This window comes from Paenibacillus sp. P4_A7, from assembly GCF_056402455.1.
The window spans coordinates 1-1743 of record NZ_JBFUHJ010000715.1 but is presented as its reverse complement, the minus strand read 5'-3'; the positions used below and the strand labels follow the sequence as shown (position 1 = coordinate 1743).

General features: G+C 45.0%; 1 protein-coding gene, 1 pseudogene and 1 other annotated feature. The gene and the pseudogene both read left to right on the top strand.

Going from position 1 to position 1743, the window contains the following annotated elements:
* Positions 1 to 188, top strand: a pseudogene (locus tag AC1DWN_RS33320) (hypothetical protein); the annotation flags it as partial.
* Positions 189 to 290: 102 nt separating this feature from the next.
* Positions 291 to 516 (top strand) — a binding site (T-box leader).
* 155 nt (positions 517 to 671) lie between these two features.
* The coding region (tyrS, locus tag AC1DWN_RS33315) for a tyrosine--tRNA ligase (RefSeq protein ID WP_477563115.1) at positions 672 to 1743 on the top strand (1072 nt) is incomplete at its 3' end.

Genomic DNA, 1743 nt, shown 5'->3' with positions numbered 1-1743 from the left:
GCCATGTTGTAATTTTAAATGAAGATCTGAATCGTTACTTGCATGTCCATCCCGTGGATGATAATGTGAGCGGACCAACAGCAGGTTTCTCGACGACTTTCCCTGAGCCGGGGCTCTACAAAATTTGGGGACAATTTCAGCGAAAAGATGAAACCTTCATCATTAACTATACGGTTTCTGTAGAATGAGCAGCAACATCGAAGTGGGTCGGCGGAATCTGTGCGTATTCACAGGTTGACACAGACTATTTGTTTGTTATAAAGTGTATCCAATGAACGGAATGAAATGAATACAAAGCAATGAAGGGAATTAGTAGCGTTCATCTCGAGATTCCAGAGAGTCGGCGTTTGGTGCAAGCCGATACAGAATGAGCGTGAATTACATCCTGGAGCATCTTTATCCGAAACTGCGCAACAGCAGAAGGGTGAGACGGTTATCGGCCGTTATCCGATTCGAGTGGAAAATGCCTGCGAGGTATTTTCAATTAGGGTGGTACCACGATGACTCGTCCCTGTCTATGACAGGGGCGGGTCTTTTTTGATATATAAGAATTTATAAGTTTTCACTTATAAAAGTGCTTATATATATCCGCGAAACGAATGCTTTTGCCGAAGAGGACGGCGACAGCCGTTTACGCTTGTGTTAAAAACCAAATGACGGAGGGAATTAAAATGGGGCAAGATATCGCGATAAAAAATGCTAATGAGTTTTTAGAGGATTTGGAGTACCGCGGGATTATTTATCAAATGACCGATCGAGAAGGCTTGTTGAAAAAGCTTGAAAACGAGCGTGTTGTCCTATATAGCGGCTTCGATCCAACGGCCGACAGTCTTCATATCGGACATTTGCTGCCGATTCTTTGCTTGAGCCGCTTCCAAAAGGCCGGCCACATACCGCTGGCACTTGTTGGAGGAGGAACAGGGCTAATTGGCGATCCGAGCGGCCGCTCCACAGAGCGCTCACTCAACACAGCGGATACGGTAGGAGAATGGACGAACAGCTTGGGACGTCAACTATCTAATTTTCTTGATTTTGATGCAAATGAAAATGCTGCAAAACTCGTAAGCAATTATGATTGGCTCGGTTCTATAGATGTCATCACATTTCTCCGCGATGTTGGAAAGTATTTCACAGTTAATTACATGCTCGCGAAGGATTCTGTCGATTCGCGTCTAGCTAATGGGATCTCCTTCACTGAATTTAGCTACATGATATTGCAAGCATACGATTTTTATATGCTGCAGCAGAAGCATGGCTGTGCATTGCAGGTTGGAGGAAGTGACCAATGGGGCAATATTATCGCAGGACTTGATCTAATCGGTAAATTGGGCGGAGACGATGCTTACGGCCTAACTATGCCACTCGTAACGAAGAGTGATGGCAAAAAGTTCGGTAAATCGGAGTCTGGCGCAGTATGGCTGGATCGCAGTAAAACCTCTGTGTACCAGTTCTATCAGTTTTGGATCAACACTTTCGATAATGATGTGATCAAGTTCTTGAAATATTTCACTTTCTTGACCCGTGCAGAAATCGAAGCGCTTGAGACTGAGCTTGAGCAGCATCCTGAGAAGCGTGCAGCCCAGCGGGAATTAGCCCGAAATGTAACGCGTCTAGTACATGGTGAAGAGGCAGTCATCAGTGCTGAGAAAATCACCCAGGCATTATTCTCAGGAGATGTTACGAGTCTAAGTGAAGCAGAGCTCGTAGAAGCATTAATGGATATGCCTACTACAGAACTGGCTG